The sequence below is a fragment of the Streptomyces sp. NPDC051907 genome, from assembly GCF_040681075.1.
Lineage (GTDB): Bacteria > Actinomycetota > Actinomycetes > Streptomycetales > Streptomycetaceae > Streptomyces.
The window spans coordinates 136,492-162,706 of the sequence record NZ_JBFAYB010000007.1 but is presented as its reverse complement, the minus strand read 5'-3'; the positions used below and the strand labels follow the sequence as shown (position 1 = coordinate 162,706).

Genomic DNA, 26,215 nt, shown 5'->3' with positions numbered 1-26,215 from the left:
ATGAACACCGAACAGCGCGAAGAGTCCACGGCGACGGCCATCATCGGCCAGCGGGTTCGGCCGGGGCTGGAGCGGGAGTACGAGAAGTGGCAGCACAGCGTCAACGCCGCTGCCGCCGACTACCCGGGGTCTCTCGGCGCCGAGGTCTCCCCGCCGACGCCCCTGCAGCCCGAGTGGGTGACCGTCTACCGGTTCGACTCGATCGCCCATCTGCAGGCGTGGATCAACAGCGCGACCCGGCAGCGTCTCCTCGACGCCGGCACGAGGTATTTCGACGGCCCCGCCACCCAGCAGGTTCTCAGCGGTGGAAGGCAGTCGACGGATCCGCTGGTGACCGTGGTGGTCACCCACCGCGTCCACCCGCATCACGTCGACGACTTCCTGAACTGGCAGCGGCGTATGAGCCAGGAGGAGAGCAAGTTCGAGGGATTCTGCGGCAGCGAGCTCTTCCGCCCGATCGAGGGACTCCAGGACGAGTGGACCACGCTGTACCGCTTCGACAACGCCGAGCACCTCGACGCCTGGCTGACCTCGACCAAGCGGCAGGAGGTTCTCGCGGAAGGCGAGAAGTTCAACGACTACAGGATGCGCACCATCGACAACTCGTTCGGCAGCTGGTTCGCCTTCGAGGAGAACGGCAAGGAGGCGCCGCCGCCCTCGGAGACCAAGACCGCCATCGCGGTCTGGGTCGGCCTGTACCCGACCGTCGTGCTGCTGACGCTCGCCCTGTCGCCGCTGGGGATGCCGCTCTGGCTCGGGCTGCTGGTGGGCAACTTGCTGTCGAGCTTCATCATGAGCTTCGTCACGATGCCGTACTACGTGAACCGCCTGCTCAAACGGTGGCTGCGGCCGTCGCCGGACGAGCCGGCGACGAGGACCAATCTCGTCGGCCTCGGCATCGTCGCCGCGGTGATGGTGTTCTGGGGCGTTGTCTTCTACCTGGTGACGACCCAGTTCTGGACGCTGCCCTGATCTGGGCCGAGGCCTCGCTGTGTCGTACTCGGCCATGTCGACGTCTGATTGCCGCCAGCGCGATCTCGTTCGGCTGGCCAAGCTGTCGGCATGACGAACCCCGCCATGACGAACTCGATGACTGTCCTCACCGGCATGTACGCGGCCGAGGCGGAGTACTTCCGGGCCGGTGGGCCGGGCGCCGCCTCGTTCGACGCGCTGGCCCCGTTCTTCGCGCCCGATGTCGTCCTGCACCAGGCCGCTGCCTTGCCCTACGGCGGAACGTGGCGTGGACACGAGGGCCTGGAGCGGTTCTTCGTCGCGATGAGCGAGGCGTGGGAATCGTTCGTCATGGCGGACCAGGAGTTCCTCGCCGCCGGGGCGACCGCGGTGGTGCTCACCCAGGTCCGTGCGGTCGCCCGGGCTACCGGCCGGGAGCTCGGTTTCCCGATCCTGCAGACGATCACGGTCACCGACGGCCGTATCGCGGAGGTCCGCCCCTTCTACTGGGACACCGCGGCCATCGCCGACGCCTGCGGGCCGGCGTGCTGCGACAAGGGTTAGGCGCTCACCTGCCAACGCCATGCGCCACCCCGGCAGACGAGGGTCAGGCCGCCGTCCCGCACATACAGGATGTCGCTCTTCTCGTCCCAGGCCATCCGCAGGACGTCGTTCGAGGAGTCTGCCCGCAGCACTCGCTTCCACAGCGGGCCGTCAGGCGCCCCAGGGGTGTCGAGGGAGAGGGACAGCACTCCCTCCATCGACAGCAGCACCGGCCCCAGGGAGCGGTAGGGCTCGGTCGCGGACTCGACGTACGCGCCGGCGAACGCCAACTCCACCCGCAGGGTCGACTCCGAGGGCAGCACGGACATCCGGTATCCCTCGGACTCGATGTCCAGCTCGCCGATGCCCGGAATCTGCCAGCCCGAGATCTCCCGCCGGGGCGAGTCCAGCTCCGCGCCCAGGACCGGGGTGCAGCCATGCCACATGGGGCGACCTTTCACGTCACAGCACTTGGGGGCCGGACCGTGTCCGGCTCACAGTCCCGAAGGGTAGGTCAGCTCACTGGGAGCTGTCGGCTCCCGTGGGTGAGACGGTGCTCTCGGCCTCCTTGGACTCGACGCGTCCCAGCGGGTCGGGGCCGGTCGTCAGTGCCTCGCGTGCATCCTGCCAAGCGCGGTCCCCGGGATAGAGCGCGGAGCGGAGGTAGGCCCAGGTGAGCCGTTGGACCGCGGACACTCGCTCGGGGTTCTCGTCCGTGGTCTCGGCGACGTCGTAGCCGGAGACGCCGCCGAGCCCGTGCTCCGCGTCGAACAGGGTGAGCAGGGACTTGGGGCCCGGGGAGAGGACGTACGGATCGGTGTGCCAGTCCGGGCCCGAGACCGTCAGATGGTCGGAGGCGTCCTTGTCGCCGGCGACCACGAGCGTGGGCGTCGTCATCTGGGAGAAGTCCGTGCTCAGGAGGAAGGCGAAGTTCTCGGCCACGAACTCGGTGAGGGCGTCGCCGCCTCTGCCCGGCGCCGCGAGCAGTACGCCCGCCGTGATCCGGGGATCGGCCAGGTCCACCTCCGTTCCGTCGTGCGGATCGGTGAGCCGGGCGCCCAGCAGCAGGCTCGCGGTGTGCCCGCCCATCGAGTGTCCGGCGACGGCGACCCTGCTGCGGTCGAGGCACCCGAGGAGCTGGGGGACGGCGGTCTCCACCGCGTCGAGCTGGTCGAGGATGCGCCGCATGTCCTGGGCCCGTGACCGCCAGTGCATAGGCGCCCCGGGGGTGTCGGGATCCAGGGTCTCGCTCAGCGTCGTGGAGCTCAGATGGGTGGGCTGGATCACGACGAAGCCGTGCGCCGCCCAGAAGTCGGCGAGAGGGGCGTAGCCGTTCAGCGAGGAGAGGTGGTTCGAGTGGCCCTGGCCGTGCGAGAGCAGGATGATCGGCAGCTCGTCTCCGGTCACGGGCGCGGAGACTCGTAGCTGGAGGTCCACTGCTCGGTCCGGAGTCGACAGCACTACCGGACTGACCGAGAGGACGGGCGTGGGCGGGCTGACGGTGTCGGCTGTGCGAGTCGTTGCGGTCATGCGCGTCTTCATGAGCGTCTTTCCCTTCGATGGCCTCCGCCGCCGATCTCGTTCGGCCGGCGGGTAAGGCGGTCGGGAACGTCCGGCTTCAGCTACGCTGAAACCGGAGCGCCGTTCCACTTACTATACGGAACACTGCTCCGCTTTGTAAACGGATCAGTGTTCCGTTTTAGCTCCATGGCTAGTCGACGGCGAGGGGAAGGAGGGCATGGTGCCCACAGCAGGCCAGTCCGGGAAGGCGCCGGCCCGAAGCAAGCGGGCCGACGCGCTGCGCAACGAGCAGACGCTGCTCGCCGCCGCAGCCGAGGTGTTCGTCACCTCCGGCATTGATGCGCCCATCCGTGAGATCGCGGCCAGAGCCGGCGTCGGGATGGGGACGATCTACCGCCACTTCCCGACTCGGGCGGATCTCGTCGTCGCGGTCTACCGCCACCAGGTCGAGGCATGCGCCGAAGCCGGCCCGAGCCTGCTGGCCGGCGCCGACTCTCCGTTCGCAGCGCTCCGTCAGTGGGTCGACCTGTTCGTCGACTTCCTGGTCACCAAGCACGGCCTCGCCAACGCACTGCAGTCGGACAGCAGCGGCTTCGCCGCGCTGCACACCTATTTCCTCGACCGCCTGCTGCCCGTCTGCGCGCAGTTGCTCGACGCCGCCGTCGACGCCGGCGAGATCAGGCCCGGTACGCAGGCCTACGAGCTGATGCGCGGCATCGGCAACCTCTGCGTCGGACGGGACAGCGACCCCCGCTACGACCCCCGCCGACTGGTCGACCTGCTCCTTCACGGGCTGCAGCGACCGCAGTCGACCTGACCTCCACGGCGGACGCACGCGGAGCCCGGGCCATCGGGATCGCCCTTGGAGGCCCCGGCCCACGCGGCGGTTACCCTGTCGGTGCAGCTGGTTCGCCCCGTCCGCCAGGCGGGAGGCGTCGCAAGAGGGAACCCGGTGGGAATCCGGGACTGCCCCGCAGCGGTGAGCGGGAACGACCGCCGTCATAAGCACTGGGCCCGACAGGACCTGGGAAGCGACGGCCAGTAGGTGTCCTCCTCGACGAGGACGTGCCCGCGAGTCCGAAGACCTGCCGCTGCCCGTACGCCACCGGTGCGTGCGGTCCCGCATTGCCGCGACTCGCGAAGGAGAGTTGACGTGGCCGATCGAACAGCGACCCTGCCGTCCGCCCGCAAGACCCCCGCAGACTCCCGGGTGACCCTCGCCCACATCATGAGCGAGCACGACACCAACCTCTACGGCACCATTCACGGCGGCGTGGTGATGAAGCTCATCGACGACGCCGCCGCGGCGGCTGCCGGACGTCACGCCGACGGCCCTGCCGTGACGGTCTCGGTCGACCGCATGACGTTCCTCGCCCCCGTCCGCGCCGGCGACCTGCTGAGCGTGCACGCCGAGCTGGAACGAGCGGGGAGAACGTCGATGACGGCGTCGGTCCGCGTGACGGCCGAGCGGTGGAACGCCTCGGGCCCGGTGGCCGAAGTCGCCACGGGCCGACTGACGTTCGTCGCGATAGACGCCGAGGGCGCACCGCGTCCCGTTCCGGCGCTCGACAACGACGAAGCCGCCGAGTGCGAAACCGCCGACTCCGCAGCGGACACGCCCGGGGCAGAGAAGTCCTGACCGGCGCGTCCTGAGCGGACGCGTTCGGACCCGACCGCTGCCATCCCGTTCCACCCGATCGGGGTGGCGGCCCGTCGTCCGCCAAGAGGCGCCGACCAAGAGGCGTCGGCGACGACGCGATACGGCACGTCTCGCGACCGGATGCGCCGTCTCGTTCAAGGAGGCGCCTTCCCCGTCCATGGCCGCACCGCATGCGCCCCCTCGGTCGCCGGCTGCCCCACGGCCACCCGCTCCGGCAGCGAGCGACACTGGCGCAAAACCGTGAATATCGGGCGACGCACCGGGTACCCACACCACTGCCAGGAAACCTCCGGTGGAAGGCGGCCGACATGACCCGCACAGCACCGAGCGGCACAGAGACCGGCGGGCGCCGGGTGGTGGTCGTGGGCGCGACCGGCAATGTCGGGACGAGCGTGGTCCAGGCCCTCTCCGGGAGCCCCGGCATAGCCTCGGTCCTCGGCATCGCCCGCAGGGTCCCCGACTGGCGCCCAGAGGGAACGGAATGGGTGGCCGCGGACGTCGACCCGGGCGGCCCGGAACTCGCACCCCACTTCGCCGGCGCGGACGCCGTCGTCCATCTGGCGTGGAAGTTCCAGCCCACCCACGACCCCGCCACGACCTGGCGGACCAACGTCCTGGGCAGCATCCGCGTCTTCGACGCGGCCGCGGAAGCAGGAGTGCCGGCGCTGGTCTACGCCTCGTCGGTCGGCGCGTACTCCCCCGGCCCGAAGGACCAGCTGGTGGACGAGGACTGGCCCACCCACGGATGGCCGCAGGCCGCCTACTGCCGCGAGAAGGCCTATCTGGAGCGCTATCTGGACGCGTACGAACAGCGCCATGGCGCCATGCGGGTGGTCCGCATGCGTCCGGGCTTCCAGTTCAAGCGGGAGTCGGCGTCCCAGCAGCTTCGGATCTTCGCGGGGCGGCTGCTGCCCGCGCATCTGGTCCGCCCGTCGCTCGTCCCCGCCTTCCCCGACCTCCCGGGGCTGACCTTCCAGGCCCTGCACACCGACGACGCGGCGACCGCCTACCGCGAGGCCGTCGTCCGCCCCGTCCGGGGCGCGTTCAACCTCGCCGCGGACCCGTCGCTGGACGCGGCCAGGCTCGCCCGGATCCTCGAGGCGCGACCGCTGCGGGTTCCTCTGCCACCGGTGCGGGCCGCTCTCTCCGCCGCCTGGCGGCTGCGCCTGGTGCCCGCGTCCCCGGACCTGTTCGACGCGGTGCTCCACCTCCCGCTGCTGGACAGCTCCCGCGCCCGCTCCGAGCTGGACTGGCAGCCGCGGTACACGGCTGTCGAGGCCGTCCAGGAGTTCCTGGACGGGCTCCGCACCGACGCGGGCATGGACACCGCCCCCCTCGCCCCGCACCGCGCCCGGCAAGCCGCCTGAACCGCGTCCGCCGCCCAGGCAGACAGGAGGAGATGAGCCAGGTGAACGCCAGCGGGGAGTACGCGCGCGACAGCCGCTACATCGCCACCCGGGTGACCGCCGACGGACGCGACGGCTTTCCCGTCGAGCCCGGCCGTTACCGTCTGGTGGTCAGCCGAGCCTGCCCATGGGCGAGTCGGGCGGTGATCGTGCGGCGGCTCCTCGGGCTGGAGAGCGCCCTGTCGATGGCCGTCGCCGGGCCGACGCACGACGAGCGGAGCTGGGCGTTCGACCTCGACCCGGGCCACCGCGACCCGGTGCTCGGCATCGAACGGCTCCAGGAGGCGTACCTCGCCCGCGACCCCCACTATGACCGAGGCGTCACGGTGCCGGCGATCGTCGACGTGCCGACGGGCAAGGTCGTCACCAACGACTTTCCGCGGATCACCATCGACATGTCACTGGAGTGGACGGCCTGCCACCGTGCAGGCGCTCCGGCGCTCTACCCGTCCGCTCTGCGCTCCGAGATCGACGCGGTGGGCGAGGCGGTCTACAAGGACGTGAACAACGGCGTCTACCGGGCGGGTTTCGCCGCGTCGCAAGAGGCCTACGCCGAGGCCTACGATCGGCTCTTCGCCCGGCTGGACTGGCTCGCCGAGCGGCTCGAGGTCTCCCGCTACCTCGTCGGCGACACGATCACCGAGGCCGACGTGCGGCTGTTCACGACGCTGGTGCGCTTCGACGCCGTCTATCACGGCCACTTCAAGTGCAACCGGGAGAAACTGTCCGAGATGCCGGTGCTCTGGGCGTACGCCCGGGACCTGTTCCAGACGCCCGGCTTCGGCGACACGGTCGACTTCGAGCACATCAAGCAGCACTACTACACCGTGCACCGCGACATCAATCCGACGGGAATCGTGCCGGTGGGCCCGGATCTGTCGAGCTGGCTCGCGCCTCACGACCGTGCGGCGCTGGGCGGGCGGCCGTTCGGCGACGGCACGCCGCCCGAGCCGGTGGCGTCCGAGGAGTCGGTGCCGGCCGGCCATACGCCGCTGGCGCGACCTCGTTGAAGGCCCAGGAGGCCGCGCCGACGACCAGGAGGAAGCTCGTCGCCCCCGGGGATTGTCAGCGGCGCCCGGTACGTTGCCGGCCATGACGGACGGAATCGAGTGGATACATGAAGCCTTCCACGGATGGGGCTTCCAACTGGTCGCGCTGAAGGACGCCGAAGTCGAGGACCTGGCGGTGATGCTGGGCGCGGAGCCGGGCGCCGTCCTGGACCCGCCCGCCTTCAACGCGATCGTCGCGGCTGCCGGGTCGACGACGGGCCTGCCCGACCTCGCCCGGCTGGGCGCCTGCGGCGGGTGGGCGTTCGCGTTCGAGACCGGAGGGGGCATGTTCCGCTCCGACCGACGCCGTCTGGACCATCTGTGGGAGGACCGCACCTATGTGCGCGTCAGCGACACCATGATGGACCCACCGCAGGTCGTCGCCGTCGTGGACGGTCAGTGGGACTGGCAGTACTGCGAGGGCGTGGTGCACGAACAGGTCAGAGCCGATCACCCGCTCACCGCCCGTATGACCGCCGAGATCGGGCTCGGCAGCGCCGTGCCCGACCCCGACTTCCCCGACGACCCCGACGAGTGCGGGCTGTACGTCCCGGGCATGGCCGACGTCTACCGGCTGTTCGGCGAGCACTACGGACTGAGCCTCCCGCGCCGGACCGTCGGCGAGGCGTACTTCAAGGACACCGAGCTGTACGGGACGTTCACCGCACCACGCACCCTGAAGGACGGACAGCCGAACCCCGCGTACGACGACGTCCGTTGGCCCGCCTGACGCGAACGCCGGGCTCAGGGCTCCGGGCACCGCGTCGCGGAAGGCTCAGCGGGGGCCGATCCGGGCTGCCACCCACGGGATGCTGCGGCCGGTGGCCGCCGCCAGTTCGCGCAGGGTGGCGCCGTCGGCGGTCCGCTCGCGCAGCCATGACGTGATGTCCCGGGCGCCGACGCGCTCGGCGGCGGCCCGGTCGTTCGTCGCGACGCGCGAGCGCCGCCCGGCGGCGGAGTTCTGCCCGGACGGGCGGAGCTGGATACCGTGTTCGAGCAGCAGACGCCGCACCCTGCGCTTGCCGACGGCCAGAATGCGGGCGGTCTCCTCGACGCTGTTCTCCTGGTCGACGTAGACGGTCCGCAGCGCCTGGCCGAGGTCCGCGAAGCCCATGGCGCGCAGCGCGGCCGCCATGCGGGAGTCGGCGGCGCGGGCCTGTGTGCGCCGGCCGTCGCTCAGATTGCCCCGCCGCGCCTGCCGCAGCTCTTCCGGATCCGTCCGTTCGCGGTAGGCGTCCCAACGCCTGCGGCTCAGCTCGCCGGAGCGGGCCATCGCCCGGCCGGCGGCGAAGTGCGCCTGGGCGTCCTGCGACTCCCGGTACCCGGCGCGGCGGGTGCGGGACTGCTGCTGGGAGAGGGAGCGTGCGTTCAGGGCGCGGGTGCGCATCAGCCCGAACTCCTGCCGGTACTCGGCCGCCGTCATCCCGTGCGCGCGCACATGCGCCCCCAGCGAGCGGAAGGCCTGCCCGCAGACATGGCAGACGACGGTGTCGGTGGCCTCGTCGCGGATCAGCCGGCCGAAGTCGGGGTGCCCGCTCGTGCGCAGGCGCTTGTCCTGTCGCCTCTCCTGGCGCTTCTCCTGTCGGTTCTGCGGGCCGTTCATGACCGTCGCTCGCCGCCGACGGGGTGCTGTGGGCGGCGAGACGCGGTCGCCCGGGCCGGGCCGTCCTCGACCGGTCGATCGGCGCGTACGACCCCCCAACCGGCGGTCGCGGGCGCGGCGGGGTGGCAGGGCCCCAGAAACACTGCCGCGCCTGTGCCCCGCGGCGCGGGATAGGTCGCCTGATGCCATCCGAGGCGCTGGTAGAAGTCCATCGCGGTCTCGGCCCGTATGGAGGTGAGCAGCCAGGAACGGCCGTCTGCGGCCTCGGCGGTCACCGCGTCGAGGAGGGCCGGGCCCAGCCGCCTCCCGCGCGCCCGCGCGTGCACGGCGAGTTGGTCGATCTCCTGGGCGCCGCACAGCCAGTCCCGTGTCCGCTGCGGGCCGAGGGCGGCGAGCACCTGCGGATGGCAGCGGTCCTTCGGGAAGTCGGCGGGGGTGGTCCAGGCCGTGCAGAAGCCGTGGACCGTGTCTCCGTCCAGCACGAGCGCGGCGACGAACCCGGGCCTCGCCAGGTCGTCGCCCAGCCGCTCCAGATAGGCGTCCGCCATGGACTCTGCCTCGTCCCACGGAGGCGCGGCGAAGGCGCTCGCGTACACGGCGCGGATCCCCGCGGCGTACGACAGCAGCCGCTCGTCGCCGACGATCCGAATGCTCGAGGCCATCATGCCGCCCGGACGCCGCTCGTCTGCGCCACCGGGTGCAGGGCCGCGTACTCCAGCGGTGCGGACGGGTCGATCGAGACGTCGAGCGGGGCGGGGTCCGCGCCGGCCCGGACGAGCAGATCGCCCACCGCGGCGATCATGGCGCCGTTGTCGGTGCAGAGTCGCAGCGGCGGGACGCGCAGGGCGATGCCGGCCGCGGCGCACCGCTCCTCGGCAAGAGCCCGCACTCGGGAGTTCGCGGCGACTCCGCCGACCACGACGAGTGTCGCGACCTCGTACTCCCGGCAGGCGGCGATGGCCTTCCTGGTCAGCACGTCGGCGACGGCCTCCTGGAGCGAGGCGGCGGCGTCGGCCAGGGGAATCTCCTCGCCCCGCAGGCGGTGCCGCTCCGCCCAGCGGGCCGCGGCGGTCTTCAGCCCCGAGAAGGAGAAGGCGTACGGATCGACCTTCGCGCCCGTGAGCGGGCGCGGGAACGTCACGGCACGAGGGTCGCCGCCCCGGGCGCTCCGGTCGATCGCCGGCCCTCCCGGATACGGCAGCCCGAACACCCGCGCCACCTTGTCGAAGCACTCGCCCGCCGCGTCGTCGACGGTGTCGCCCAGGTGGACGATCGGATCGCGTACCAGATCCCGCACGAGCAGCAGGGACGTGTGCCCGCCGGAGACGATCAGCACCACGCAGGGGTCGGGGAGCGGTCCGTGGGCGAGGGTGTCGGCGGCCACATGGCCTGCGAGATGGTGCACTCCGTAGAGCGGCGCCCCGATCGCGTAGGCGAGGGTCTTCGCGCCGGCGAGCCCGACCTGGAGGGCGCCGGACAGCCCCGGCCCGGTGGTGACGGCGACGGCGTCGATGTCGTTCAGGCGCAGTCCGGCCTGGTCCAGCGCCTGGCGCACGACCGGGTTGAAGGACTCCAGATGCGCGCGGGAGGCGATCTCGGGCACCACCCCGCCGTACCGCGCGTGCTGGTCCATGCTCGACGCCACCGCGTGCGCCAGCAGCCGGCCGCCGGAGACGATCCCGGCCCCGGTCTCGTCGCACGACGACTCGATCCCCAGCACCACCGGCGCCTTCTGCATGCCGGACTCCCTCATTGCCGCTCCTGGCTTACTGCCTAGGGAGTGTAGTTGCAATATATGTGCAACAAGGGCCGGCGGGAGACAGACGACGGGCGTGGGATCGTCCTGCTGTCCCGTCACATCGGCGGCGAGGCCCCCGCGTCCGCCACGGAGCGCTCCCGCGGCCGGAACCGGCGTCGGTAGCGCAGATGGAGCAGGAAGGCGTACAGAGCGGCGAAGGCGGTCCAGGCCAGATACAGGCCGGGGATGCCGAGGCCCGCGTGGAGCCCGAGCAGCCAGGCGAGCGGGATGAGCAGCGCGTAGTCGGAGGCGACGGAGGCGATCATCACCGACCGGGTGTCTCCCGCGGCCCGCAGCAGTGCGCCCAGGGACATGGCGAGCACCATCGGCGCCATGCTCAGCAGCGCCACAGGCGTGGCCTCCCAGGCCCGTTCGGCGACGGCTGGGTCCTCGGTGACCAGGGAGATCAGCGGCCGGCCGAAGGCGAGGGCCAGCGCCGACGGCAGGGCGAGCAGGAGCAGCAGCAGCCTCGTGCCGGCCCGGTGCCAGGCCGCGGCGCGGGCATGGTCGCCGCTGCCGAACTCCTGCCCTGCCAGGACCGTCACCGCGGAGGCTCCGGAGGCCAGGACGGTGAAGACCACGAGGAGCAGGTTGTCCACGATGCGGTAGGCCGCCAGGTCGTGGGTGCCCATCCGCGCGGCGAATCCCGCCAGCAGGGCCTCGTTGAAGTAGCCGATGCCCATGGTGCTCATCTCCGGCCAGCCGATGCGCCACAGGCCGCGGGTGATGTCCCGTGGGCTGTCGGTCGGGTCGCCTGCCTTCTGGAGCAGGCGTGTTCGGCAGTACAGGAGCAGATAGCCGGTTCCGGCGGCGGTGGCGACGAGGGTCGCGACGGCGGCGCCGGTGACGCCGAGGCCGGTCTGAAAGATCAGGAGCAGGCCGAGAGGCAGATTGACCGCGTTGACCAGCAGCGCGGTGTACATCGAGACCCGGGTGACGCCGATACCGGCGCACGCGCCCTGGAGGGTGAAGGAGACCGCGGCGACGGGCACGGCCCAGGCGAGCACGCGCAGATAGGAGACGCCGGGCCCGATCAGCTCCTCGGGGGCTCCGAGCACCGTCAGGACGGGCGTGGCCGCGACGTACAGCAGCGCCCCGACGGCGGCGCCGGCGGCGAGCGCGGTGACCGTGCCGACCCGGACCACCCTGGCGACCTCGTCGGGGCGTCCTGCTCCGTGGCGTTGGGCGACCTGCACCTGGACGGCGGTCGCCCAGCCGCGTACGACGATGAGGGCGATCAGATAGACGGGCGCGGCGAGCGCGAACGAGCTCAGGGCGCGGGTGGACAGCCGGGCGAGCATGACCGTGTCCACGATGTTGAGGACGATCTGGGTCAGGCCGGCGATCAGCAGCGGGTACGCCAGCGTCCAGACCCGTCGTACGCCCGGGCGTGCGGGTGCTCTCCCGTCGGGATGGTCCCCGGCAGGTTCCTTCCCGGCGGGATGCTCCCCGGCGGGGGCGTTCAGGGCGTGCGCGGCCGCGCCGTCCGTGGCCGCTCCGTCAGCGGTGGAGCGGTCGGGTTCGGCGCGGCCGGTCTCGGAGCGGTCGTTCACAGGGTGGCCTGGGCGGCTTCCAGGAGTTCGACGTCGCGGTCGAGCAGGATCAGGGTGTCCACGCGTGAGTCCTTCCAGGCGAGGATCCGGTCGACGATCGCGGGAAGGGGCCCGACGAGCGCCGCCTCGTCGAGCAGGGAGTCCGGGACCGCCGCGACGGCGTCCTTCTTGTGGCCGTCGGCGAGGAGCTTCCGGATGGTCTGGGCCGGACCCTCGTAGCCCATCTGGCAGGCGACGTCGAAGTACGTGTTGCGTACGCCCGGCCCCACCGCTCCGATCAGATGGGCGAACAGCGGCCGCAGCTCCTCGCGTCCCTCCTCGACGGTGTCGGCGCGGGCCACGTACAGGATCGGGCAGATCCTGACGTCGTCGGGCGTCCGGCCGGCGCGGGCGAGCCCTTCGTCCAGCGGACGGGTCAGGGCCGTCTCGTGCTCGGGCGCGTACAGCCCGCAGAGCCAGCCGTCGGCGATCTCGCCGGTCAGTGCCACGCTGCGGGGGCCGATCGCGCCCAGATAGAGGGGGATCTCGGCGCGCAGCGGTGTCATCTCCGACTTCACCGGCCGGGCGTGTCCGCTGGACCCGGGTCCCCGGTACGGGAGTCGGTAGATCTCGCCGTCGTAGGCGACCCGTTCGTCGCGGGCGACGGCCTTGCGGACGATGTCGACGTACTCACGGGTCCGGCGCAGCGGTCTGTCGTACGGGCGGCCGTGCCAGCCCTCGACGATCCACGGGACGGACAGCCCGAGGCCGAGCCGGAAGCGGCCGCCCGAGAGCATGTCCAGGGTCATCGCGGTCATGGCGGTGGCGGCCGGGGTGCGCGCCGGGATCTGCATGATGGCGGTGCCGAGTTCGATCCGCTGGGTTCTGGCGGCCAGATAGCCGAGCACGCTGACGGCGTCGGGGCCGTACTCCTCCACGCTCCACACCGAGTCGACGCCGATCTGTTCGGCGCGCTCGACGATCGGCAGCACCTGCTCGATGGGTTCTCCGCCGTAGCCCAGGGCCAGCCCGAGTCGCATGCAGGGGCTCCTTCCTCGCGTAGTGATGGGGGTCGTCGGTGGGTGGTCGACGGGTGGCGCCGACGGGTCGGATCCGCGCCCGTCAGGAGACCCGCCAGGAGGCCCGTCAGGAGAAGGGCAGGGGGTCGAGCACCAGGGCGTCCTCTCGGAGCGGCCCGGGAACCCAGCCGCGGGCGACCGGCTCCTCGTAGAGCCGGCGGCCGCCGAGGAAGGGGAAGGCGGCCGGGGCGTTGCAGCTGAGACCGGGGACCAGGACGCGGGCGACGTGCAGGCCGGCGTCCCGCACGCTCGGTGTCGTCAGATCGACGGCGACGGCCCGCAGGCCCTGGGCCGTGATCTGCCGAAGCCCCCCGTGAAGTCCACCGTTCAGCCCGCCGTCCAGCCCGGCGCCGGAACCGGTGGTCGGGTTCGGGGGCAGTGCGCTGTCGGGCGTGCGCAGCCGGTCGAGCCGGGCGTCCTGCGCGCGCGGGTCGAGGTGGAGCTGCAGATGCAGGCGGACGTCGTTGACGTCGCGCAGGTCCGGCCGGAAGTCCTCCCGATAGGCGCGGTCGCTCCGGTACGGCCGGTAGGGCCGGTGGCCGATGCGGCCGGCTCGGACGGCGGTCCAGAAGTCGCCGTCGTGGTCGAGCAGTTCGAGACCGGTCTCGTGCATGCCGACCGCCTCGGTGAGCGCCTTGGCCGCCGCCGCTTCGGCGGTGGACCGGCAGGCGCTGCCGAAGGCGACCAGCCGGCGCGCCGGGTCCTCGACGAACGCGGCGACGACCGTGACGTCGAACGTCGAGGGGATGCGCAGGAAGGTCACCTGGAGTCCCGCGGTCCGGGCCTCGCCGACAGCCGCGTCGACGGGGCCGCCCGGCTGCGGGGCGAGGGCGGTCGCCGGAGCACCGCTCAGCCACCACAGGGTGACGGCGTCGCGCTCGAACACCTCCTCCAGAGCGGCGCGTCGCGCCTGCTCGGGGCTTGTGCCGGCGGCGGTGCCCGCCAGGATCGGGTAGTTGGTGGGCGGCTCGTCGCCGTGGGCGCCGCGGAAGTAGTTGACGTACGCCAGCGACGCGGGGACGAGGACCTCTCCCCCGCCGGCGAGGTCGGCGCCCGGCGCCCAGGCGATCTCCAGGTCGGGCGTCATCGCCACGAAGGGGAAGCCTCGGTGGGCGTACTGGGACGGCGAGTACAGAGCGAACTCGCGGGGGTCGACGGCGGGCCTGCCGGTGCGGGTCAGCTGTCGGTACGAGGCGATGGGCAGTGCGCCGGGGACGGCGTTGCCGCAGTAGCGTTCGACGGCTTCGCCCATGGCCGCGTTGCGCGCCTGGTCGTGGTCGCCGAGCGCGGCGCCGCCCGTGACGGCGTCGACCACCCACGGGGCGAACTCGGGCCGGGCCGACAGACGGGCGCTGTACGAGATGCAGCTCGGCACGGTCTCCACCCGGGGTCGGTCGAGGGTGACCCGGTCGATCAGGCCTGGCACCACGCGCTTCGTGCTCCTCTCCGGTTCCGGCGGTACGGCGCACGGCGGGGGGTGACGTGATGTCACCCCCCCCCGCCGCTCTCGTCAGTCTTCGGTCTGCTCGTCCTCGACGTCCTCACGCCACTCGAACGGTGCGTCGACCGCCGGGGTGTGGGACTTCAGCCCCTTCTGGGGCTCCTCGGGCTCGGCCCAGCCGTGGTGCGCCATGTGCGTCCTCCTCAGATCGGCACAGGACCTGCCAACTCACGTGCACATCCTGTGCAGTTGCGAGTGACTTGCATCAACACGGTAGAGGGAATGCGCCGGATTTCTCAATACCCGCCCGGGAGGAACTCGAGAGTTCATCCGGCGAGCGAACAGTCCTCGCACTTCTCTCCCGCTGGCACCCGGTAGTAAAGGCAGCAACTCCTGCGACGGAAGCTCAGATCGGGTGCGATGATATTTCCCGAGCCGGCCAGCCGGCCGGTATTCAGCAAGCCGTCGACGAGATCGGCGAGAGGCCCGCGAAGATCCGGTCTGGCCGCCAGGACGGCGCGCGCGGCCTCGGCCAGGGCCGACGCCGCGTTCCCGGCCAGCAGCCGGGGCGCCACCTTGACCTTCAGCCCGGCGGCCAGCGCGTCCAGATGCCGGCCCACGACGACCTCGTACAGCACGTCCGTGAGGCGCGGAACGCCGTCCACCAGCCAGCCGGTGGGAGACGTCGGCAGCCTCAGGTCCGGACCGTCGTCGGCGCGGTGCAGCCCGTGCAGATCCGGGACGATCCCGCTGACGACAGTGCAGGCCAGGACCGGTGACCACAGGCGCGCGGCGTGTCCGAGGTACACCATGGAGGCGCCGATGCGCAGTTCGCGGGTGCCATAGCGGTCGGCCGTCGCCGCGACCAGATCCGCGCATCCGTGCGCGTACGCGTCCTCGACCGGGTGCCAGCCTTCGTCGGAGCCTCCCAGCTCGATCGTGAAGAACGCGCCGAAGGCCCCGACCTCCTCCAGGGCCTCGGCGACGGATCGGACGGGGGCCTGCCGCAGGGCATTCACATCGACTCCCACATGTCTGGTCGTGGTGCACCGATTTCGGGTCGTGCGGATCGGATCCGGATTTCGGGTGAACGGAATTCACTCGCCGGGCATGACGAGGAAATCTCCCCGCCTTGGAATCGAAGGCTCGACGAATGGCGTCGCCAATCAGTCAGTCGCCGAATAGGGGACGGCCTTGGATCACCTCATTCCGAGAGGGTCGTCGAACGTCGGGGGCTACGGGGACGTCCGATCGCGTGGCGGCGCCCGGTTCTCCGGCCCGTGCCCAGGCGGCGAGGTCATGGGGCGGCGCCGGGGGCGTCGAGGGGGTCGAACCAGGCAGGCCGGCCGCCCGCGGAGGACGTCGGCCGAGTGCTGTACGTCGATGGCGCCGGCCGGTCGCACACGAGGACCCGGCACGGTACGCAACCGCCAGGCGACGGCCTTCTGGGCACGCGACAGGCCCTCCTCTCCGGGGAAATCCGCCCCAGTCACTTCGAGGAGGCGACCGCGTGAGTCTCCTGGCTCTCGGGTCGAAGCTCGTCCCGGCCTTCCCACCCGTACCCGGGCAGTGGTCTGTTCGGGATCCGCTCGCCGATCACAGTGGCGGGACCGCGCCGGATTCACACCGGCTTCCTCGATCCGCCGTCGCCTTTTCGCGGGACATCATGGCAGAAGACGCTCCACGCCATAAGCCCGCCGCCGCACCGGCCGAGGGTGCACGGCAGCGCGTGCGCAGCGTGGGCGCGCGTCGTGCGCCTCTGCGGGCTCATGCGCGCTCTGTACCAGCAGGCCGGTCTATGGTCACGCCGGGCGGGCCCGCCATGGAGACGGGACGAACACAGCGCGGCTCTCGTCGTGCCCGGCGGGCGGCCGGACGGTCACCGTCGCGGCCGGAAGCGCCGCCGCCCCGCCGGCGCTCATCACGACGGCGGGGCGGCGGCGACGCGTCGGTCAGCGATGGGTGAACTTCGCGGACCGCTTCTCCGTGAACGCGGCCATGCCCTCCTTCTGGTCGGCCGTCGCGAACACGGCGTGGAACAGCCGGCGTTCGAAGCGCACGCCCTCGGTGAGGGTGGTCTCGAAGGAGCGGTTCACCGCCTCCTTCGCCATCATCGCGACCGGGGCGGACATGCCCGCCACGGTCTCGGCGACGGCGAGCGCCTCGCCGAGCAGGTCGGCGGCCGGCACGATCCGGGAGACGAGCCCGGCGCGTTCGGCCTCCTCGGCGTCCATGGTGCGGCCCGTCAGACACAGCTCCATGGCCTTGGCCTTGCCGACCGCGCGGGTCAGCCGCTGGGAGCCGCCGATGCCGGGGATGACGCCGAGTTTGATCTCCGGCTGGCCGAAGACCGCGGTGTCGGCGGCCAGCAGGATGTCGCACATCATGGCCAGTTCGCAGCCCCCGCCCAGCGCATAGCCCGAGACGGCCGCGACGGTGGGGGTGCGCAGCTGAGCGATCCGGTCCCAGGCGGTGAACCAGTCGCTCAGATACATGTCCATGTAGCCCTGCGGCTGCATCTCCTTGATGTCCGCCCCGGCGGCGAACGCCCTGTCCGAGCCGGTCAGGACGATGCAGCCGATCTCCGGGTCGCGGTCGAGTGCCTCGGTCGCGGCGACGACCTCGTTCATGACCTGGAGGTTGAGGGCGTTGAGCGCCTTCGGCCGGTTGAGGGTGATCAGCGCGGTGCGGCCCTTGCGGTCGACGAGGATCGTCTCGTACGGCTCGGTCGTCGGGTCGGTCATGCGGGTGTTCCTGTCTGGTCGGCGGGGCGGACGGACCGCTCTCTGATGGCCCGTACGATCCCGGAGAAGTCCTGCTCCGCTCCCGGCCCTTCGGCGAACGCCTCGTACAGGGCGGCGGCGCTCAGGCCGAGGGCGGCGTCCACGCCGCCCTCGCGGATCGCGTTCGCCGCGAGGCCGAGGTCCTTCGCCATCAGGGGCGCGGCGAATCCGGGCCGGTAGTCGCGGCCCGCGGGGCTGCCCGGAACCGGTCCGGGGACAGGGCAGTTGACGGTGAGCGCCCAGCACTGGCCGGAGGCGGTGGACGCCACGTCGAACAGCGCCTGATGGGAGAGGCCGAGGCTCTCCCCCAGGACGAACGCCTCGCTGACCGCGATCATGGAGATGCCGAGGATCATGTTGTTGCAGATCTTGGCCGCCTGGCCGGCGCCGGCGGACCCGCAGTGCACGGCCTTCTTGCCCATGGCCGAGAGCAACGGCTCCGCCTCGGCGAACTCGGCCTCGCCGCCTCCTGCCATGAAGGTGAGGGTGGCGGCCTCGGCGCCCATCACTCCCCCGGACACCGGTGCGTCGAGCGCCCGATGCCCGGCGGCGACGGCAGCCTCGTGAGCGGCCCGTGCGTCCGCGACGTCGATCGTGGAGCAGTCGACGAAGAGGGTTCCCGGCCGGGCGGCGGCCAGCAGCCCCTGGTCCTGGTAGAGAGCGAGGACATGGCGTCCGGCGGGCAGCATGGTGATCACCACGTCGGCGTCCTTCGCGGCGCCGGCGGCGGAGGCGGCCCGCTCCACCCCCGCGGCGGCCGCGGCCGCCAGCGAGTCGTCCACGAGGTCGTAGCCGATGACGCGGTGTCCGGCCTTGACGAGGTTGGCGGCCATCGGGCCGCCCATGTGGCCGAGGCCGACGAAGGCGATGACGCTGCTCACCAGGGCACCTCCTGGGGGGAGTCGGTGGCGGCGAGGCGGAGTTCGCGCTCGCCGAGGGATGCGAAGAAGCGGTCCACGTCGGCGTCCGTCACCTCGGCGAGGGCGGCGGGGCTCCAGCGCGGGTTCCGGTCCTTGTCGACGACCTGTGCGCGGATGCCCTCCACCAGGTCGGGGTGGGCCAGCGCGGCGCAGGACACGCGGTACTCCTGCTCCAGGACTCTCTCCAGCGGGCCGAGTCCACGGGCGCGGCGCAGGGAGGCCAGCGTCGTCTTGAGCGCGGTCGGGGACTTCGTCAGCAGCGTCTGCGCGGTCTCCTTCGCTGCCGCGTCGCCGTGCGAGGACAGTCGCTGGACGATCTCCTCGACGGTGTCCGCCGCGTAGCAGTGGTCGATCCACTCGCGTTGGGTCTCGAGCTCGCCGGGCGGGGCCTGCCCGACGTGGCGGGCGAGCACGTCGTGCACGGGGTGGTCGGCGAGGTCGGCGAGCAGGGCGGGCAGGGCGTCCGCGGGCACGCAGTGGTCGGCCAGGCCGCACAGCAGGGCGTCCGCCGCGCCGACGGGCGTGCCGGTGAGCGCCAGATGGGTACCCAGCTGTCCCGGGGCGAGCCCCAGCAGATAGGTGCCGCCGACGTCGGGGACGAACCCGATGCCGGTCTCGGGCATGGCGATCCGGGATCGCTCGGTCACGATCCGCACGGCGCCGTGGGCGGAGACCCCGACGCCGCCGCCCATGACGATGCCGTCCATGACGGCGACATAGGGCTTGCCGTAGCGGGCGATGCGGGCGTTGAGGCGGTACTCGTCGCGCCAGAAGTCGGCGGACGCCGTCGTGCCCGCTCGGGCGTCCGCGTGGATGGCCCGGATGTCGCCGCCGGCGCACAGTCCCCGCTCGCCGGCGCCGGCGAGCACCACCGTCTCGACCGCGGGGTCGCTCTCCCAGGCGTCGAGGGCGCGGGCGATCGTGCGCACCATGTCGTGGGTGAGGGCGTTGAGGGCCCCCGGCCGGTTGAGGGTGAGGTAGGCGGCGCGCCCCTCGGTGCGCAGCAGTACGGGGTCGTCGCCGGAGGCCGTCATCGGACGGCCTCCGTGAGTCCTCGGGCCACGATGACGCGCATGATCTCGTTGGTTCCTTCCAGGATCTGGTGGACCCGCAGGTCGCGGACGATCTTCTCGATGCCGTACTCGCTCAGATAGCCGTAGCCGCCGTGGAGTTGGAGGGCGCGGTCGGCGACGGAGTAGCCGGTGTCGGTGGCGAAGCGCTTGGCCATCGCGCACAGCTGGGGCGCGCCCGGGTCGCCTCGGTCCAGGGCCTCGGCGGCCTGGCGGACCAGCGCGCGGGCCGCGGCGAGCTCGGTCGCCATGTCGGCGAGCTGGAACTGGAGCGCCTGGGCGTCGAGGAGCCGGGCGCCGAACGCCTCGCGGTCCGCGAGGTAGGCGAGGCTGCGGTCCAGGGCGCTCTGGGCGCCGCCCAGGGAGCAGGCGGCGATGCCGAGCCGGCCGCCGTTGAGGCCGTTCATGGCGATGCGGAAGCCCTCGCCCTCGGCGCCGAGCCTGCGGTCGGCGGGGACTCGTACGCCGTCGAGGAGGACCTGGCGGGTGGGCTGGGCGTTCCAGCCCATCTTCTTCTCGTTCGGGCCGAAGGAGAGGCCGGGGTCGTCGCGTTCGACGACGAAGGCGGAGATGCCGCCGGGGCCGTCCTCGCCGGTGCGGGCCATCACGATGTAGACGTCGGAGGCGCCCGCGCCGGAGATGAACTGCTTCACGCCGGTGAGCACATAGGCGTCCCCGTCCCGTTCGGCGCGGGTCCGCAGTCCTGCGGCGTCCGAGCCTGCTCCGGGCTCGGTCAGGCAGTAGCTGCCCAGCGCCTCGGCGGTGCACAGGGCGGGCAGCCATCTGGCGCGCTGGGCGTCGTCGCCGTAGCGGTCGATCATCCAGGCGACCATGTTGTGGATGGACAGATAGCCTGCGATGGAGGGGCAGCCGCTGGCGAGGACCTCGAAGATCAGCACGCCGTCGGCGCGGGTGAGGCCGGAGCCGCCGTGCTCCTCGTGTACGTAGACGCCGCCGAGGCCGAAGTCCGCGGCGCGGCGCAGGACGTCGACGGGGAAGTGCTTGTCCTGGTCCCAGGACAGCGCGTTCGGGGCCAGGTGCTCCTCGGCGAAGTCGAGGGTGACCTCGGCGAGGGCGAGCTGGTCCTTGGTGAGGGTGGTCGTGGTCATCGCGCTCAGCCCATCGTCGGGATGGTGAAGCTCGCGCCTTCCTTGACCCCGGAGGGCCAGCGGGAGGTCACGGTCTTGGTGCGGGTGTAGAAGCGGATGGCGTCGGGGCCGTGCTGGTTGAGGTCGCCGAAGCCGGAGCGCTTCCAGCCGCCGAAGGTGTGGTAGGCGACGGGGACCGGGATGGGCACGTTGACGCCGACCATGCCGGTGTTCACCCGGCGGGTGAAGTCGCGGGCGGTGTCGCCGTCCCGGGTGAAGATCGCGACCCCGTTGCCGTACGGGTGCTCGCTCGGCAGGCGCAGGGCCTCCTCGTAGTCGGCGGCGCGGACGACCGAGAGCACGGGTCCGAAGATCTCCTCGCGGTAGATCCGCATGGCGGGCGACACCCGGTCGAAGAGCGAGGCGCCGGCGAAGAAGCCGTTCTCGTGGCCGGGGAGCGCGAAGCCGCGGCCGTCGACGACGAGTTCGGCGCCTTCGCCTACGCCGATGTCCACATAGCGGCGGACGCGGTCGAGGGCGTCACGGCTGACGAGCGGGCCGAAGTCCGCGTCCGGGTCGTCGGAGCGTCCGATACGGAGTGTGCCGACGCGTTCCTTGAGCTTGGCGACGAGCGCGTCGGCGGTCTCCTCTCCCACGGGCACGGCGACGGAGATCGCCATGCAGCGCTCGCCGGCCGAGCCGTACCCGGCGCCGACGAGCGCGTCCACGGCCTGGTCGAGGTCGGCGTCCGGCATGACGATCATGTGGTTCTTGGCGCCGCCGAAGCACTGCGCGCGCTTGCCGTGCGCGGCGGCGGTGGCGTAGATGTGCGCCGCGATCGGGGTGGATCCCACGAATCCGACGGCTTGGATCCGGGGGTCCTCCAGCAGGACGTCGACGGACTCCTTGGCGCCGTTGACGACGTTCAGCACGCCGGGGGGCAGCCCGGCCTCCAGGAACAGCTCGGCGAGCCGCAGCGGCACCGAGGGGGCGCGCTCGGACGGCTTGAGGACGAAGGCGTTCCCGCAGGCCAGCGCGGGCGCCATCTTCCACAGCGGGATCATCGCCGGGAAGTTGAACGGGGTGATCCCCGCGACCACGCCGAGCGGGCCGCGCAGCGAGTGCACATCGATGCCGGTGCCGGCGTTGTCGGTGAACTCCCCCTTGAGCAGGTGCGGAATGCCGGCGGCGAACTCGACGACCTCCAGCCCGCGTTGGAGGTCGCCGTGCGCGTCGGCGACCGTCTTGCCGTGCTCGGCGGAGAGCATTCGCGCCAGCTCGTCGCGCTCGCCCTCGACGAGCTGGAGGAACCGGAGCAGGACGCGGGCGCGGCGCTGCGGGTTCCACCCGGCCCACTCCGGCTGGGCGCCGGCGGCGTCGGCGATCGCGGCGCGGGTCTCGTCCCGGCCGGCCAGCGGCACGTGGGCCTGGACCGAGCCGGTGTTGGGGTCGTACACGTCGGAGAAGAGCCCCGAGGCGCCGGCGGTGTGCTTGCCGCCGATGAAATGTGTCAGTTCGCGGACCATGGAAGCCTGCTCTCGTCAGGGGAGATCCGGGGATGGCACGGCGGGCCGCACGACGGCACCGGTCGGGTGCGCCGTGGAGGGCGAGCCGTGGGACGCGAAGGCGGGAAGCCGTCGAAGAGCTACAGCCGGGACATGACGTGCGCGACGTTCATGACGTGGGCGTGCTTCGCCGGATCACCAGGGCCATGGGTACGGACCGGTGCCATGCGTGTCTGCTCCATCCTCGTGGACAACACGGAACACCCCACGGCCGGTATCCTGACTCCCGGATCAGCGCATGCTCTCCGGCCTTCCCGACAGAGGTGCTCTGTCAGTGGCCTTGTCTGGCGGAGAACGCACTCCCCGGTCACAGTGGCGGGACCGCGCCGGATTCACACCGGCTTCCCTGCACCGCGGGCTTGGTTCACGACGATATAGTTGGACGTCCTAGTAAGTCCACCCCCGCCACTCGACCGGGACGGGCATAGGGTCGGTGCATGCGCATCGTCTCGCTGCTCCCGGCCGCCACGGACATCGTCGCCGAGCTCGGGCTGGCGGGGCAGCTCGTGGGCCGGACCCACGAGTGCGACTGGCCGCCACAAGCCGTCGCGGGCGTGCCGGTCGTCACCTCCGCGGAGTTCTCGTCGGACACGCTGAGCAGCCGTGAGATCTCCGACGCGGTGGGCGGCGCCAGGCACTCGGGCTCGTCGCTCTACGCGCTCGACACCGAGGCGCTGGCCTCCCTCGCGCCCGACGTGGTCCTCACCCAGGACCTGTGCGATGTGTGCGCCGTGTCGTACGCGGGGGTCTCCCAGGCCGTACGCGTCCTTCATGGGCGGACACGGGTGCTCAGCCTGGAGCCGAGGACCCTGGACGACGTGCTCGACTGCCTGACGCGCGTGGGGCGGCTGCTGGACGTGGAGCGCGTCGCCCTGCGGCGCCGCGCGGAGCTGACGGCCCGGCTGGCTGCGGTTCGCGACCGCACGGCGGGACTCGCGCAGCCCCGGGTGGCGGCCATCGAGTGGCTGGATCCGCTCTGGCCCGCCGGCCACTGGGTCCCCGAGCAGATCTCCTGCGCCGGCGGACAGCCGCTGCTGGCCGCGCCGGGCGAGCACACCAAGCCGATGAAGTGGGAGGACGTCGTCGCGGCCCGGCCCGACGTCCTGCTCGTCCTGCCGTGCGGCTTCAGTCCGGAGCGGACGCTCCAGGAGCGGGAGCTGCTGACCCGTCTGCCGGGCTGGGAGGAGCTTCCGGCCGTACGAAGCGGAGAGGTCTGGGTGCTCGACGGGCCGGCCTACTTCAACCGTCCGGGGCCGCGCGTGGTCCGAGGCGTGGAGGTGCTGGCCCACGTCCTGCACTCCGAGCAACTGGGCACCGCGGTCGCACCCGGCGAGGCCCGGAGACTGGCCGACGCCTGACCGCGCTCGACATGCCTGTTGCGGTCCGCTCACGGCCGGCTGTGAAGGAATTCGTCAGGACCTCGGGGGAATCTGTGGCCAGGCGCCGCTGCCGCACCCTACGATGCCTCTGCTTCGGCCAAGTACCCGAGCACACAACCGAATTGCATGCACAGCTGGGGGAAGCCGGTGGGAATCCGGCGCTGACCTGCAACCGTGTGCGGCGCCGCGAAGCGCCGCGAGTCGGAGCACCCGGTGTGCGCGCGGCATCGCTTCCCACTGTCATGGTCCGCAGCGCGAAGCCCGGAGTCCCGGTGCGCCGGCCCCTGCCCGCCTCCCTCCCCGGGGAGCCGGCCGGAGCACGGCGCAGACGGGAGGGAGGGAGTCGTCGGCGGGACCTCTCCAGGAAGGCACTCATGCGCCAGCTCCTCGTTCGCTCCGTCGTCGCCACCGCGGCGGCCGGCCTCCTGTCCACCACCGCACCGGCGGTCGCCCACGCGAAGACCGCGCCCCGCTCCAACGCGCCGATCAAGGTGACCCTCAGCGTCCAAGGGCCCGACGGTCTGCTGTTCAAGGGCAGGATCAAGACGAAGGGCCACGACGTCACCACGGCCGCCGGCGGCACGCACAAGTGCGACGGCACGAACGGCGGGGCCAACCCCTCGAAGGCGCCGACGCCGACCGCGGCCCTCGACGACGCGGCCCGCAAGAGACACTTCACCTGGGACGGCGCCTGGTACGCCTCGTTCGACGACTTCTCGGTCGACACCATCAAGGACGTCAGCGGCGGCGGCGTCGCCTACTGGAACATATCCGTCAACGGCACTCCGACGCCCGTCGGCGGCTGCCAGTTCAAGCTGAAGGCCGGCGACCAGGTGGCGTTCACCTGGACGACGTTCTGACCCGTCGGGCCACGCGCACGGCCGTGGGTCCGCGAAGGAGCGCCTCCGCGGACCCACGGCCGCCGGCCGGTCAGCTGCCGTACGTCAGGGCGATCGTGTCGCCCACGTTGATCACCCTGGCGCGGTCGGCCGCGGTGGGAACGGAGCCGTCGACGCTGGCCTTCCACGTCGAACCGCCGCTGTTCGCCGTGCCGTTGACGGCCGTGACGACGCCCGTGCCGGAGGACGGAGTCACGCTCGTGACGCACCCGGACGGGGTCGCGGCGCCGGTCGCCGCCGTCAGGACGTCGCCCAGGGTGGTCGTGGCGCCCGTCGGCGTGAAGGACACCGAGCAGACCTTGAGGGCACCGGATCCGTCGTCGACGGTCAGCGCCAGCTTGGCGGCGGTCCCCGCGGTGAAGCCGCTCTGGGCGACCCACTTCGTCTCGCCCGCGGCGAGAGGAGTCGGCGGGGCGGCGGTGAAGCCGCCGCCCGCCACCGCGCGCAGGCCGTCGATGGACGCGTAGGCGTTGGGCACGGTGTCGCTCGGCAGGTACTTGAACCCGCCGCCCGGCTTGAACTGCTGGGCGATGAGGAAGTCGAGCGGCGTCTTGCCGGCGGCGGTGAGGAAGTCGCCCGTCTGGGGGTTGATCCCACACGCGTTCAGCCCGGAGACAGCCCATCCGTTGGAGTTGGTGTTCGGCCCGAACATGGCGTTGAAGGCGCCCGACCCGACGACCAGCTTGCTCTTGAGGAGGCCTTGGCCTGGACGATGTCGGGGTCGCTCGCGGGCACCCCGGACACGCACAGGGCGGCCATGGAGGCGCCGGTCATGTCGATGTCGCTCGCCGCGGCGAGCTGGGACGGGTTGCCCTCGGCCTTGCCGAAGTTCCAGCCGCCGTCGTTGTGCTGGTTGGCGCGGATGCGTGTGACCACCTTGGCGAGCAGAGCCTGGGGCACCCGCTGGGCGCCCGCCTGCGTCTTCGCCCCGCCGAGCGCGAGGGCCGCGAAGACGGTGCCGTTGTAGTTCGCCGAGGATCCGAAGTAGCCCGCCTCGGCGCTCTGCCAGTAGCCGTAGACGTCGGCGATCAGGTTGCGGCCGGCCGAGATCCTGGCCGGGTCGAGGCCGGCCGCGTAGGCGTTGAGCGTGGCGCGCTCGTAGTCCGTGACGACAGGCGAGCCGGACGGCCAGCCCGGCGCCGACAGGTGCGATCTATAGATCTTCCGGGCGTTCTTGGAGGCGTCCCCGCCGGGCGTCACGTCCGCTGCGGCCGTGCCGGCCGCGGCGAAGGCGCTGAACGCCCACTCGTTCGACAGGCCCGAGCCGGCGTAGGAGCCGTCCGCGGCCTGGAGGGACTTGAGGTAGGCGACGCCGTTCGTCTTCGAGGTGGCTATCTGCGCGGGTGTGGCGGTCGCCGACGCCGGCGACGTCGTCAGGACGAGGGCTCCGAGCGCCACGGGGGCGACGAGCGCGGTGCGAAGGGGAGTACGGGTACGGGCCATGGCCTGCTCCTGGAGTCGAGGGACGCCGGCCCGTGCCTGGAGTTCGCCGTCCGGAGGCACGACGGCGGACCAGTGGCCGCCGTCCGAACGCGTGGTACAGCTTCCTGTGGTGCTCGCCGTCTGGGCATTCGGGCTCGGCACCGGCCCTTCGCCGGTCCCACACCGCTGCGCGTCAGCCCCGGAGTCTCACCAGGTTCCCCCATGTGGCAGCCCAGGACGCTACCGGAGAGCCCAACCTTTAGCCAGGACAGGGGACTTGAGCCCTCGTCGGTTCATGACCGGCGGACTTCACAAGACCTTGACGATGTACCCACAAGCGTGTTGCAATCCGGCTGATACACACTCAGTACCAGGGGAAGCCGGTCGAACTCCGGCGCTGACCCGCAGCCGTGGGCCCGACACCGTACGGGCGAGCCGGAATGCCTGGGCTGAGCAGCACTTCAGCGACAGACGCCGTCGCGGTCTACGGCGTGGTTCGGCCAGCC

The 26,215-nt window shown here is 71.8% G+C and carries 24 protein-coding genes, 1 pseudogene and 6 riboswitches; of the genes and pseudogenes, 9 read left to right on the top strand and 16 right to left on the bottom strand.

Features of this window, described 5'->3' with window-relative positions; translation table 11 throughout:
- Together AB0M39_RS07410 and AB0M39_RS07405 are read left to right on the top strand one after the other, a co-directional pair.
- On the top strand, positions 1–972 hold the full coding sequence (locus tag AB0M39_RS07410) for an antibiotic biosynthesis monooxygenase (RefSeq protein WP_365361144.1): 972 nt from the start codon (positions 1–3) through the stop codon (positions 970–972).
- Positions 973–1,062: 90 nt separating this feature from the next.
- Positions 1,063–1,515 (top strand): nuclear transport factor 2 family protein, encoded by a 453-nt coding sequence (locus tag AB0M39_RS07405; RefSeq protein WP_365361142.1) that lies wholly within the window; start codon positions 1,063–1,065, stop codon positions 1,513–1,515.
- Here AB0M39_RS07405 and AB0M39_RS07400 read toward each other — a convergent pair.
- Together AB0M39_RS07400 and AB0M39_RS07395 are read right to left on the bottom strand one after the other, a co-directional pair.
- Complete coding sequence (locus AB0M39_RS07400) at positions 1,512–1,940, bottom strand: hypothetical protein (RefSeq protein ID WP_365361140.1); 429 nt, start codon at positions 1,938–1,940, stop codon at positions 1,512–1,514. The two genes, AB0M39_RS07405 and AB0M39_RS07400, sit on opposite strands and share 4 nt — an antisense overlap.
- A 73-nt stretch (positions 1,941–2,013) precedes the next feature.
- A complete protein-coding gene (locus AB0M39_RS07395) occupies positions 2,014–3,024 on the bottom strand; it encodes a chlorophyllase (RefSeq protein WP_365361138.1) in 1,011 nt (336 codons plus the stop codon).
- Positions 3,025–3,235: 211 nt separating this feature from the next.
- On the opposite strand from AB0M39_RS07395, the gene AB0M39_RS07390 reads away from it, so the two are divergent.
- From AB0M39_RS07390 to AB0M39_RS07370, 5 genes are all read left to right on the top strand, one after another.
- The gene (locus AB0M39_RS07390) at positions 3,236–3,832 is read left to right on the top strand and encodes a TetR/AcrR family transcriptional regulator (RefSeq protein WP_365361206.1); all 597 of its coding nucleotides are present in this window, start codon (positions 3,236–3,238) and stop codon (positions 3,830–3,832) included.
- Positions 3,833–3,903: 71 nt separating this feature from the next.
- Positions 3,904–4,123, top strand: a riboswitch (cobalamin riboswitch).
- Between the two features lie 45 nt (positions 4,124–4,168).
- Entirely contained in the window at positions 4,169–4,654 is a 486-nt protein-coding gene (locus AB0M39_RS07385; RefSeq protein ID WP_365361136.1) for an acyl-CoA thioesterase, read from the top strand.
- Between the two features lie 329 nt (positions 4,655–4,983).
- The gene (locus AB0M39_RS07380) at positions 4,984–6,042 is read left to right on the top strand and encodes an NAD-dependent epimerase/dehydratase family protein (RefSeq protein ID WP_365361134.1); all 1,059 of its coding nucleotides are present in this window, start codon (positions 4,984–4,986) and stop codon (positions 6,040–6,042) included.
- Between the two features lie 32 nt (positions 6,043–6,074).
- Complete coding sequence (locus tag AB0M39_RS07375) at positions 6,075–7,091, top strand: glutathione S-transferase C-terminal domain-containing protein (RefSeq protein WP_365361132.1); 1,017 nt, start codon at positions 6,075–6,077, stop codon at positions 7,089–7,091.
- A gap of 82 nt (positions 7,092–7,173) precedes the next feature.
- Positions 7,174–7,860 carry a hypothetical protein gene (locus AB0M39_RS07370; RefSeq protein WP_365361130.1) on the top strand — a complete coding sequence of 229 codons (687 nt, stop codon included), beginning with the start codon at positions 7,174–7,176 and terminating at the stop codon, positions 7,858–7,860.
- Between the two features lie 45 nt (positions 7,861–7,905).
- Here AB0M39_RS07370 and AB0M39_RS07365 read toward each other — a convergent pair whose 3' ends face one another.
- From AB0M39_RS07365 to AB0M39_RS07305, 13 genes are all read right to left on the bottom strand, one after another.
- Positions 7,906–8,733: a MucR family transcriptional regulator gene (locus AB0M39_RS07365; protein WP_365361128.1), complete on the bottom strand. Its 828-nt coding sequence runs from the start codon at positions 8,731–8,733 to the stop codon at positions 7,906–7,908.
- A complete protein-coding gene (locus AB0M39_RS07360; RefSeq protein WP_365361126.1) occupies positions 8,730–9,395 on the bottom strand; it encodes a GNAT family N-acetyltransferase in 666 nt (221 codons plus the stop codon). The genes AB0M39_RS07365 and AB0M39_RS07360 overlap by 4 nt, the downstream gene beginning before the upstream one ends.
- On the bottom strand, positions 9,395–10,471 hold the full coding sequence (gene tsaD, locus AB0M39_RS07355; protein WP_365361204.1) for a tRNA (adenosine(37)-N6)-threonylcarbamoyltransferase complex transferase subunit TsaD: 1,077 nt from the start codon (positions 10,469–10,471) through the stop codon (positions 9,395–9,397). The genes AB0M39_RS07360 and tsaD overlap by 1 nt, the downstream gene beginning before the upstream one ends.
- Positions 10,472–10,587: 116 nt before the next feature.
- Positions 10,588–12,084 carry an MATE family efflux transporter gene (locus AB0M39_RS07350; protein WP_365361124.1) on the bottom strand — a complete coding sequence of 499 codons (1,497 nt, stop codon included), beginning with the start codon at positions 12,082–12,084 and terminating at the stop codon, positions 10,588–10,590.
- On the bottom strand, positions 12,081–13,103 hold the full coding sequence (locus AB0M39_RS07345; RefSeq protein WP_365361122.1) for an LLM class F420-dependent oxidoreductase: 1,023 nt from the start codon (positions 13,101–13,103) through the stop codon (positions 12,081–12,083). The genes AB0M39_RS07350 and AB0M39_RS07345 overlap by 4 nt, the downstream gene beginning before the upstream one ends.
- 106 nt (positions 13,104–13,209) lie before the next feature.
- The gene (locus AB0M39_RS07340; RefSeq protein ID WP_365361120.1) at positions 13,210–14,571 is read right to left on the bottom strand and encodes a YcaO-like family protein; all 1,362 of its coding nucleotides are present in this window, start codon (positions 14,569–14,571) and stop codon (positions 13,210–13,212) included.
- 81 nt (positions 14,572–14,652) lie between these two features.
- On the bottom strand, positions 14,653–14,775 hold the full coding sequence (locus AB0M39_RS07335) for a hypothetical protein (protein WP_365361118.1): 123 nt from the start codon (positions 14,773–14,775) through the stop codon (positions 14,653–14,655).
- A gap of 134 nt (positions 14,776–14,909) precedes the next feature.
- Positions 14,910–15,593 carry a (2Fe-2S)-binding protein gene (locus tag AB0M39_RS07330; protein ID WP_365361202.1) on the bottom strand — a complete coding sequence of 228 codons (684 nt, stop codon included), beginning with the start codon at positions 15,591–15,593 and terminating at the stop codon, positions 14,910–14,912.
- A gap of 481 nt (positions 15,594–16,074) precedes the next feature.
- Positions 16,075–16,268: riboswitch (cobalamin riboswitch) on the bottom strand.
- A 267-nt stretch (positions 16,269–16,535) separates the two neighbouring features.
- Positions 16,536–17,327: an enoyl-CoA hydratase gene (locus tag AB0M39_RS07325; protein ID WP_365361116.1), complete on the bottom strand. Its 792-nt coding sequence runs from the start codon at positions 17,325–17,327 to the stop codon at positions 16,536–16,538.
- A complete protein-coding gene (gene mmsB, locus AB0M39_RS07320; RefSeq protein WP_365361114.1) occupies positions 17,324–18,247 on the bottom strand; it encodes a 3-hydroxyisobutyrate dehydrogenase in 924 nt (307 codons plus the stop codon). The genes AB0M39_RS07325 and mmsB overlap by 4 nt, the downstream gene beginning before the upstream one ends.
- A complete protein-coding gene (locus AB0M39_RS07315) occupies positions 18,244–19,320 on the bottom strand; it encodes an enoyl-CoA hydratase/isomerase family protein (protein ID WP_365361112.1) in 1,077 nt (358 codons plus the stop codon). The genes mmsB and AB0M39_RS07315 overlap by 4 nt, the downstream gene beginning before the upstream one ends.
- A complete protein-coding gene (locus AB0M39_RS07310; RefSeq protein WP_365361111.1) occupies positions 19,317–20,465 on the bottom strand; it encodes an acyl-CoA dehydrogenase family protein in 1,149 nt (382 codons plus the stop codon). Before AB0M39_RS07310 ends, AB0M39_RS07315 begins: the two co-directional genes overlap by 4 nt.
- A 5-nt stretch (positions 20,466–20,470) precedes the next feature.
- Positions 20,471–21,970 (bottom strand): CoA-acylating methylmalonate-semialdehyde dehydrogenase, encoded by a 1,500-nt coding sequence (locus AB0M39_RS07305; RefSeq protein WP_365361109.1) that lies wholly within the window; start codon positions 21,968–21,970, stop codon positions 20,471–20,473.
- 230 nt (positions 21,971–22,200) lie between these two features.
- Positions 22,201–22,380, bottom strand: a riboswitch (cobalamin riboswitch).
- Between the two features lie 66 nt (positions 22,381–22,446).
- On the opposite strand from AB0M39_RS07305, the gene AB0M39_RS07300 reads away from it, so the two are divergent.
- Both AB0M39_RS07300 and AB0M39_RS07295 read left to right on the top strand, forming a co-directional pair.
- On the top strand, positions 22,447–23,367 hold the full coding sequence (locus tag AB0M39_RS07300) for a cobalamin-binding protein (protein ID WP_365361107.1): 921 nt from the start codon (positions 22,447–22,449) through the stop codon (positions 23,365–23,367).
- A gap of 116 nt (positions 23,368–23,483) precedes the next feature.
- Positions 23,484–23,621, top strand: a riboswitch (cobalamin riboswitch).
- 141 nt (positions 23,622–23,762) lie between these two features.
- Positions 23,763–24,248, top strand: a complete 486-nt coding sequence (locus AB0M39_RS07295) for a DUF4430 domain-containing protein (protein ID WP_365361105.1) — start codon at positions 23,763–23,765, stop codon at positions 24,246–24,248.
- A 70-nt stretch (positions 24,249–24,318) separates the two neighbouring features.
- On the opposite strand, the pseudogene AB0M39_RS07290 reads toward AB0M39_RS07295, so the two are convergent.
- Positions 24,319–25,730 (bottom strand): annotated as a pseudogene (locus AB0M39_RS07290) (hypothetical protein).
- Between the two features lie 122 nt (positions 25,731–25,852).
- A riboswitch (cobalamin riboswitch) is annotated at positions 25,853–25,930 on the bottom strand.
- Between the two features lie 99 nt (positions 25,931–26,029).
- Positions 26,030–26,176: riboswitch (cobalamin riboswitch) on the top strand.
- Positions 26,177–26,215 lie beyond the last annotated feature (39 nt).